At 41.0% G+C, this 8,634-nt stretch carries 8 protein-coding genes and 1 pseudogene; 8 read left to right on the plus strand and 1 reads right to left on the minus strand.

Annotated elements, in window-relative coordinates:
- Positions 1-163: 163 nt before the first annotated feature.
- On the minus strand, positions 164-652 hold the full coding sequence (locus tag CDG79_RS18980) for a helix-turn-helix transcriptional regulator (protein WP_094343509.1): 489 nt from the start codon (positions 650-652) through the stop codon (positions 164-166).
- A gap of 135 nt (positions 653-787) precedes the next feature.
- Between CDG79_RS18980 and CDG79_RS18985 the strand changes: the two genes are divergently transcribed.
- The 8 genes and pseudogenes from CDG79_RS18985 (at position 788) to CDG79_RS42480 (ending at position 8,488) form a co-directional block, all read left to right on the plus strand.
- Complete coding sequence (locus CDG79_RS18985; RefSeq protein ID WP_094343510.1) at positions 788-1,594, plus strand: peptidoglycan DD-metalloendopeptidase family protein; 807 nt, start codon at positions 788-790, stop codon at positions 1,592-1,594.
- Positions 1,595-1,817: 223 nt separating this feature from the next.
- Positions 1,818-1,970 carry a hypothetical protein gene (locus CDG79_RS18990; RefSeq protein ID WP_223278202.1) on the plus strand — a complete coding sequence of 51 codons (153 nt, stop codon included), beginning with the start codon at positions 1,818-1,820 and terminating at the stop codon, positions 1,968-1,970.
- 390 nt (positions 1,971-2,360) lie between these two features.
- Positions 2,361-6,347, plus strand: a complete 3,987-nt coding sequence (locus CDG79_RS18995; protein WP_094343512.1) for a magnesium chelatase subunit H — start codon at positions 2,361-2,363, stop codon at positions 6,345-6,347.
- A 63-nt stretch (positions 6,348-6,410) separates the two neighbouring features.
- Entirely contained in the window at positions 6,411-6,689 is a 279-nt protein-coding gene (locus CDG79_RS19000) for a type II toxin-antitoxin system RelE/ParE family toxin (protein WP_094343513.1), read from the plus strand.
- Between the two features lie 79 nt (positions 6,690-6,768).
- A complete protein-coding gene (locus CDG79_RS19005) occupies positions 6,769-7,080 on the plus strand; it encodes a HigA family addiction module antitoxin (RefSeq protein ID WP_094343514.1) in 312 nt (103 codons plus the stop codon).
- 31 nt (positions 7,081-7,111) lie between these two features.
- Positions 7,112-7,177, plus strand: a pseudogene (locus CDG79_RS43825) (Uma2 family endonuclease); the annotation flags it as partial.
- A 69-nt stretch (positions 7,178-7,246) separates the two neighbouring features.
- The gene (locus CDG79_RS19010) at positions 7,247-8,251 is read left to right on the plus strand and encodes a HEPN domain-containing protein (protein WP_094343515.1); all 1,005 of its coding nucleotides are present in this window, start codon (positions 7,247-7,249) and stop codon (positions 8,249-8,251) included.
- Positions 8,252-8,344: 93 nt separating this feature from the next.
- Positions 8,345-8,488, plus strand: coding sequence for a hypothetical protein (locus tag CDG79_RS42480; protein WP_189525048.1), 144 nt, complete (start codon positions 8,345-8,347; stop codon positions 8,486-8,488).
- Positions 8,489-8,634: the final 146 nt, after the last annotated feature.

Raw genomic sequence — 8,634 nt, forward strand, 5'->3', positions numbered from 1 at the left:
AGCACCATACAGTTTAGTTAAAACTTGCTCTCCTCAACTCTCATTTTCCGAAAGTTGAGGGGATTTTTTAATAATTTTTTTAGCTCCCCAGTGGAAATATTATTGGGAATGTTGGTTTGGATGGTATGGGAAGGTTAGATATGATTTAGGCAGAAGATAAATACTAATTGCTTCTATAATTATCTAAGTTATTTAATTCATCTTCCAAAGAATCTGAATCTTGATAAGTTGGAATTTTCATGCTAATCAAAAATACTATTTGATCGCTTTCAATATTTATATTAGTTACATTAACTACTGCTTTCTCAGGCGATAAATCTAAGCCTGGAACCTTTATCGACTGATTTTTATACCCTGCATCATCAAGCCATTCAGAAATATTTCGCCAATTTTCTAACTTTTCATCAGACTTATCCAACAGACTTTTGACATACCTGTATATAGTTGCACAAAGGTCAGTTTCTACACCCTTGCCGTTTTTGCCAAGTTTCTCAGCTATTTCAGCCGGACTACAGCCACAAAGCAAACCTCGCAAGTGTCGCTTTTCCACTGGTGTCAAACGCTTACCTTTCACTGATGCCAAATCTGAGTAAAGGGTTTCCAAGTCCCAGCTATTCGCTGCTTGCGTGAATGGTTCGTTGCTGGATGGCATGACTATATTTCCGATAGTGATAATTTTTACTGATGGAATACTAGGATAACTCCTGATGTTTGCTAGAAGCTAGTGGGTTTTAATTAATACATACTTATATAAGTAGTATAAAATCTACAAAACATACGGACAACAATGATGATTAAATATCAATTAAACATTCGAGCAAAATTAAAATTGCTCATTTTACCTGGTGTCATCCTGATGTCTTCTGCTGTTGCTGCACCAGCTATGGCAGCAGATTGGGGCTTACCTTGGCAAGCGGGTAAAAGCGCTACGATTAGCAGAGGAGTTGGTTCTCACTATGATGGCTGGAATAAACAATCGAATGCTGTTGATTTCGCTCTCAGTCCCGGTACTCCAGTATTGGCACCTGTTGACTCAACAATCATAAGTGTTTGTCAAGCTAGAGGAGCAGATAATCATAATGCTATTTGGTTTAGCTCTCCAGATGGGAATTACACACTAATGCACATTAAAGCATTTGGTTTGTCCAAAGGTCAATCTTTCAAAAAAGGACAACAAATTGGTGTAATAGCTGCTGATACTCCAAACGATCCTACCTGTGCGGTATCTTATGGTCCCCATGTTCATATAAACTTCCCAAGTCTTAACCTAGTTGTGGATGGTTATAAAGTTGGAAATATGACCAGTGGGACATACACTTCCAAAAATGGGACGATTGTTGGAAATTTTGTAAATTTCAGTGCAATTACTGCTCCTGCTGGAGTTAATGTGCGTTCTTCTCCTTCCACATCTGCTTCAATTGTTGGAAGATTGGGGGGTAATGTAAGAGTTGATTTTGTTGAATGGAAATATGGCGATTCCGTGCCAGATACTTGGACAGGTAAGCCCGATCGCCGTTGGTATCGCATTGCTGGTACTAATAATTGGATAGCAAGTGCTGTTGTGAATGGCAATGCTCCTGGTTCTCAACCTTAATCTTCCTATAGCAATCCTCAATTATTTGTGAACAACAAGATCCCCGACTTAATTAAAGAAGTCGGGGAGCTGAGCCTCTCGATTTTCAAAAATCAAATAGGACTGCTATATCTAGTCTTTTTTACTTAATATTTCCCCGCTTTCCGATAGCGGGGTTTTTATCAAAATTTTAGAAGCCGTGAGTTTTTCTAATATGAAATACTTCATCTTCAGTAGTGTATTTTTGACAAACAGAATTTATCTAAAGCTCAAAGCGATCGCATTATCCAAAAAGGCGAAGTATGTATATCAAGCAAGCTTGCAGATGCGGTTGAAAGCTGCTATGACTCTCGTGCTAATCTCCTTGCTCTTTCTGCTGCCAAGAGTTTGGGTATGACTCCTGAGCAGTTATTATCTTATGCCTACAAAAAACCCCGGATATGCGACCCCCCTATTGGTACTGTCAATTGATGATTTCGTTGACAGACATTCAAAATCTCTGCGATCGCAAAATCATAGATAACAGCATTTATAGCTAAATAGTTAAATAAGAATGTAAAGAAAAATTTACAAATAAGTGAGCAAACACTTTTATATAAAGTCAACAATTACGAAGAAATATTTCGTTTTTTATATCGATTTGTGTCATATAGGCGATAAAATGCCTACTGGGCAAGCATTTTCTGATAAAAAACAGATATTGCCTAAAAGATCGCAAGTTACCTGTGGCTGATGATGCCGCTTGGAACTTCCTTCAGAGAACACGCATCAAAGGAGCCGAAGAAGCATGTTCACACACGTCAAGTCCACCATTAGACACATTGCGCCTGATAACTTACGCGGACGTAGTTTAATCAAGGTGGTCTATGTCGTGCTTGAGTCCCAGTACCAGAGTGCTTTGTCGCAAGCGGTTCGCACAATTAACGCGAACAATCCGAACTTGGCGATTGAAATCAGCGGGTACTTGATTGAGGAACTCCGCGACCCAGAAAATTACGAGGAGTTCAAACGAGAAATTGAGAATGCGAATATCTTCATCGCTTCCCTCATTTTCATCGAAGACTTAGCACAGAAAGTAGTAGCAGCAGTAGAACCACACCGCGATCATCTTGATGTTTCTGTTGTCTTTCCCTCAATGCCAGAGGTAATGCGCCTGAGTAAAATGGGCAGCTTTTCTCTAGCACAGTTGGGTCAGTCAAAAAGTGCGATCGCGCAATTCATGCGGAAACGCAAAGAAAAATCCGGTGCGGGATTCCAAGATGGGATGCTAAAGCTTTTGCGAACCCTCCCGCAAGTGCTGAAGTTTTTACCGATGGACAAGGCACAGGATGCCCGAAATTTCATGCTCAGTTTTCAGTATTGGCTAGGTGGTTCTCCAGAAAACCTGGAAAACTTCTTGCTAATGCTAGCTGATAAATATGTATTTAAAGGTTTAGATAAACAAGATTTTGCACCTTCCACATATCAGCAGCCGGTGGTTTATCCCGATTTAGGGATTTGGCATCCTTTGGCTCCCAGTATGTTTGAGGATGTCAGAGAATACCTCAATTGGTATACAGCTCGTAAGGATATTTCTAGCGATCTAAAAGATCCCTTAGCTCCTTGTGTCGGGTTAGTATTGCAACGCACCCACCTAGTTACAGGGGATGATGCCCATTATGTAGCAATGGTGCAGGAGTTGGAAGCACTAGGCGCACGGGTATTACCTGTATTTGCGGGTGGTTTGGATTTCTCCAAGCCTGTTGATGCCTACTTCTATGAACCAAATACCAACACACAGTTGGTAGATGCAGTGATATCGCTGACTGGTTTTGCTTTAGTTGGCGGCCCAGCCAGACAAGACCATCCCAAAGCAATTGAATCACTCAAACGCTTAAACCGTCCTTATATGGTGGCGTTACCCTTAGTATTCCAAACCACAGAAGAGTGGATGGATAGCGATTTAGGGTTACATCCAATTCAAGTAGCTTTGCAAATTGCAATTCCTGAATTGGATGGGGCAATTGAGCCGATTATATTATCGGGTAGAGATGGAACTACAGGGAAAGCGATCGCACTGCGCGATCGGGTGGAAGCTGTTGCCGAACGCGCCTTAAAATGGGCGAACCTCCGCCGCAAGCCGAAGCTGGATAAAAAAGTCGCCATCACAGTTTTCAGTTTCCCGCCAGATAAAGGCAACGTGGGAACCGCCGCGTACTTGGATGTATTCGGTTCCATCTACGAGGTAATGAAAGCCCTCAAAAATAACGGCTACGACTTACCAGAATTGCCAGAATCAGCCGAAGCGTTGATGCAAGAAGTCATTCATGACGCACAGGCGCAGTACAACAGCCCAGAACTGAACGTTGCTTACAAAATGTCGGTTCCTGAGTATGAGGCGTTAACCCCCTACTCTCACCGCCTAGAGGAAAACTGGGGCCCACCTCCCGGACATCTCAACAGCGACGGACAAAACCTGCTGATTTATGGTAAGCAATTTGGTAACGTTTTCATCGGGGTACAACCCACATTTGGTTACGAAGGCGATCCGATGCGGTTGTTGTTCTCCCGTTCAGCTAGTCCTCACCACGGTTTTGCTGCCTACTACACTTACCTAGAGCAAGTTTGGCAAGCTGATGCTGTACTGCACTTTGGTACACACGGTTCCTTGGAATTCATGCCAGGTAAACAGATGGGAATGTCTGGCGATTGTTATCCAGATAACTTGATTGGCTCAATTCCCAACCTGTATTACTACGCAGCTAATAATCCGAGTGAAGCGACAATTGCCAAACGCCGGAGTTATGCCGAAACAATTTCTTACTTGACACCGCCGGCAGAAAATGCTGGTTTGTATAAAGGTTTGAAGGAACTCAGTGAGTTAATTGCTTCCTACCAAACCTTAAAAGATAGTGGACGCGGTGTTTCCATTGTCAACAGCATCATGGATAAATGCCGGATTGTGAATCTGGATAAGGATATTAACCTGCCAGAAACCGATGCCAGAGACATGAGTACCGATGAGCGGGATAATATTGTTGGCAACGTCTACCGCAAGTTAATGGAAATCGAGTCGCGGTTGTTGCCTTGTGGTTTGCACGTCATTGGTAAACCTCCAAGTGCCGAAGAAGCGATCGCAACTCTGGTTAACATTGCTAGTCTAGATCGTCAGGAAGAAGGACTTCAAGGCTTACCGGGAATTATCGCCAATAGCATTGGGCGTAACATTGATGATATTTACCAAAATAATGACAGAGGCATTTTAGAAGATGTCCAGTTATTGCAAGATATCACTTTGGCAACCCGTGCAGCAGTTAGCGCCCTTGTCCAAGAGCAAATCGACGCGGAAGGACGAGTTTCTCTGGTTTCCCGGTTGAATTTCTTCAACATGGGCAAAAAGGAACCTTGGGTAGAAGCATTGCATAAAGCAGGTTATCCCAAAGTTGACACCGCCGCCCTAAAACCCCTACTTGAGTATTTGGAATTCTGCCTGCAACAAGTTTGTGCCGACAACGAACTCGGAGCATTACTCAGAGGCTTGGAAGGTGAGTACATTCTACCTGGCCCTGGTGGCGATCCCATCCGCAACCCGGATGTATTACCCACAGGTAAGAATATCCATGCTTTAGATCCGCAATCCATCCCAACAACAGCAGCAGTACAATCAGCCAAAATAGTCGTAGACAGGCTTTTGGCACGCAATAAGGCTGAAAACGAAGGAAAATGGCCAGAAACCATCGCCTGCGTCCTTTGGGGAACCGATAACATCAAAACTTACGGCGAATCCCTAGCGCAAATTATGTGGATGGTGGGCGTGCGTCCAGTTCCCGATGCCTTGGGACGGGTGAACAAGTTGGAATTGATATCTCTAGAAGAGTTGGGACGCCCCAGAATAGATGTGGTAATCAACTGTTCTGGTGTATTCCGCGACTTGTTCATCAACCAAATGAACCTGCTAGACCAAGGGGTGAAGATGGCAGCTGAGGCGGATGAACCCTTAGAAATGAACTTTGTTCGCAAACACGCTTTGCAACAAGCTGAGGAGATGGGGATTAATCTGCGTCAAGCAGCGACGCGCGTTTTCTCCAACGCTTCTGGTTCCTACTCGTCAAATATCAACTTGGCGGTAGAAAACAGCACTTGGGATAGCGAAGCCGAGTTGCAGGAAATGTATCTCAATCGGAAATCCTTTTCCTTCAATTCCGATAACCCCGGAATCATGGACGAATCCCGGCAGATTTTTGAAAGTACATTGAAAACTGCTGATGCAACTTTCCAAAATCTGGATTCTTCCGAGATTAGCTTAACGGACGTTTCTCATTACTTCGATTCAGATCCTACTAAGCTGGTGGCAAGTCTGCGCGGTGATGGTAAAAAACCAGCATCTTATATTGCAGATACAACCACAGCTAACGCCCAAGTGCGGACATTATCAGAAACCGTGCGTTTGGATGCGCGTACCAAATTGTTAAATCCCAAGTGGTACGAGGGGATGCTGTCTCACGGTTACGAAGGTGTGCGCGAACTCTCCAAGCGGTTGGTAAATACAACAGGTTGGAGTGCGACAGCCGGCGCTGTGGATAACTGGATTTATGAGGATACTAACGAAACCTTCATCAAAGATGAAGAAATGCAGAAACGGTTGCTGAACCTTAATCCCCATTCTTTCCGCAAGATTGTATCAACTTTGTTGGAAGTGAATGGACGCGGTTATTGGGAGACTAGCGAGGATAATTTAGATCGTCTGCGCGAGTTGTACCAAGAGGTTGAAGACCGGATTGAAGGGATAGACTAGGATTACATAGGCAGGCTTTATGCCTGCCTTAACAATGAGATAAGGTTAAAAAATGAAATATAAATGATTCAAACATTTCAAAATAAAGCATTAGAAAATTTATTTAGAGAAAATTTTAATAAAGGAGTTCCTGCAAACTTAGAAAAGAAAATTAGAATCAGACTTGAAGTTATAGACTCAGCGTTAATTGTAGAAGATATTAGATTACCAGGTTATGATTTACATGAATTAAAAGGAGATAGGAAAGGAACTTGGTCAATAAAGGTATCAGGAAACTGGCGTATCACTTTTAAATTTGAAGATGGTGATGCTTATGATGTCAATCTTGAAGATTATCATTAGCTCCTGTGTTAATATGATATTAATTGCCTAGACAATGCTAAATAAGGTTGACCAAATTATTAAGTAAGAAGTATTAATTATGGATAATTGGCAAGATATTACTGATGATAGATTAGTAAGACCAATACATCCTGGTGAAGTAATTGCAGATATTTTAGATGATTTAGATATTAATACCGCAAATTTTGCAGAAATTTTAGGAGTATCTAATCAAACAATTCAAGAAGTTATTAATGGTCAAAGCTCAATTACAGTAGATATAGCAATACGTCTTGGTAAAGCTTTAGGAAATGGGCCAAGACTTTGGCTTAATCTTCAGCAAAAAGTTGATCTTTGGGATGCTTTGCAAAGCCATAAAGAAGAATATGAGCAAGTTATGACATTGGTTTAGAAGAATTTGTGAATAATTAATTATTTTTTGGCAAGTGGAAATTTATCGGCAAGGACAAGAGGTTGAGGTGTTGGAATCGCCAGTTACTTTGTCATAAGAAGATGTTTTCCAGGGGTTTATTTTAAATATTGAAGCGATTTTGTAACTGAATAACAAAACAAAAGTTATGACAAATTTAGACCCACTAGCACTAGAAATTATAGATGAATTGCTTGCCAATACTGGTTCTGATGTAGCTTCAGACTTAATGGATGATGAGAAAATAACAGGTTTAATATCTATTAGTGGTTCAACAGGTTGGGGATTTGAGACCTACCAAATTGCTGATTCCTGGTTTATAGAACCTAAAGAAATCAGTTTTTCTGCTGATATTTATTTAGATGCAACACCAGATGAGGAAACATCAATTCTAGGAACCTCAATTTTAGCAGAGATCCACGGCAAAGCTGTTAAAGAAGACGAAAATTGGGAGATATCTGAGTATGAAATAGTACAAGCTGACTTCTACCCACCTAATGATTATGATGAATACTATTCTTCAATAATATCAAATACTGATTTTCATAGAACTTTCCAAAAAGATTTAGAAACAATTGAGGCTTTACTTCACGCTGAAGTAACTGCTAACAAACGACGACCTTTACATCAGCTTATAATACTCGATAAGGATGAAGTAGAGCAATATTTGTTTAGATTGCTTCATATCAATGTAATTACTGCTTTAGAGACTTTTTTATCAGATGCTTTTATTAATACGGTTACAAATGATCGTAAATTTATTAGAAAATTTGTGGAGTCGAATCCAGAGTTTGCAAAACATAAATTCTCTTTAAATGAGTTATTTGTTAAGGTTGATAAGATTGATGACTATGTTAAGGAATATCTCTTATCACAAATGTGGCATAACCTGGAAAAGGTTAAACCAATGTACAAAGACACTTTTGATATAGAATTTCCAGAAGATTTGAAGAAGCTTTTTAAAGCAATTAAGAATAGACACCATCTTGTGCATCGTAATGGAAAGTCAAAGGATGGAGAAAAAATAACACTTACTCAGAAAGATATAGAAGAATTAGTGGCAGAGGCTCGAAAGCTCGTAGACTTTATTTATGAGCAATTTGGAAACAACAATATAATTGGAAATAACAATATAAATGGTTTTGATTTCTAAAACACAGAATAGCCTGTCTAACAATTCGGTTGTAGTGAACGGTTGAAAGCCGGTGGTAAGTTACGCTAACCTTCCAGTCTTCGACAACAGGCGATGTCTAACGACAAGCTGCTACGCTTATACACTTTATTTTTGAGGGTTTCTGCAAGGCGATCGCACTTCTCTTCCACACCAAGCGATCGCTTTGTTTTTGAGGTTTTGGGGTGTGAGTATCAATGGAACAGAAAACCGGGATAAGAAAATTGAGTTCAAAGACGAATGGCACTAAGAAAAGCCGAAACACTTGTGGTTAAGCAGTTTGCAACTGCTTTCGTAATTCGTGCCGAGGTTTCGTCATTAAGGGGTATGCTTTCGGGCGACGTTTACGAACTCGTGGTTCACTA

The sequence above is a fragment of the Nostoc sp. 'Peltigera membranacea cyanobiont' 232 genome (assembly GCF_002245985.1).
Classification (GTDB): domain Bacteria; phylum Cyanobacteriota; class Cyanobacteriia; order Cyanobacteriales; family Nostocaceae; genus Nostoc.

What these genes read in the sequence shown, in the direction of transcription:
- CDG79_RS19000 (WP_094343513.1), top strand. Translation starts at nt 6,411, where the DNA reads ATGATTCAAACATTTCAAAATAAAGCATTAGAAAATTTATTTAGAGAA.
- CDG79_RS18995 (WP_094343512.1), top strand. Translation starts at nt 2,361, where the DNA reads ATGTTCACACACGTCAAGTCCACCATTAGACACATTGCGCCTGATAAC.
- CDG79_RS19005 (WP_094343514.1), top strand. Translation starts at nt 6,769, where the DNA reads ATGGATAATTGGCAAGATATTACTGATGATAGATTAGTAAGACCAATA.
- CDG79_RS18985 (WP_094343510.1), top strand. Translation starts at nt 788, where the DNA reads ATGATGATTAAATATCAATTAAACATTCGAGCAAAATTAAAATTGCTC.
- CDG79_RS19010 (WP_094343515.1), top strand. Translation starts at nt 7,247, where the DNA reads ATGACAAATTTAGACCCACTAGCACTAGAAATTATAGATGAATTGCTT.
- CDG79_RS18980 (WP_094343509.1), bottom strand. Translation starts at nt 652, where the DNA reads ATGCCATCCAGCAACGAACCATTCACGCAAGCAGCGAATAGCTGGGAC.
- CDG79_RS42480 (WP_189525048.1), top strand. Translation starts at nt 8,345, where the DNA reads ATGTCTAACGACAAGCTGCTACGCTTATACACTTTATTTTTGAGGGTT.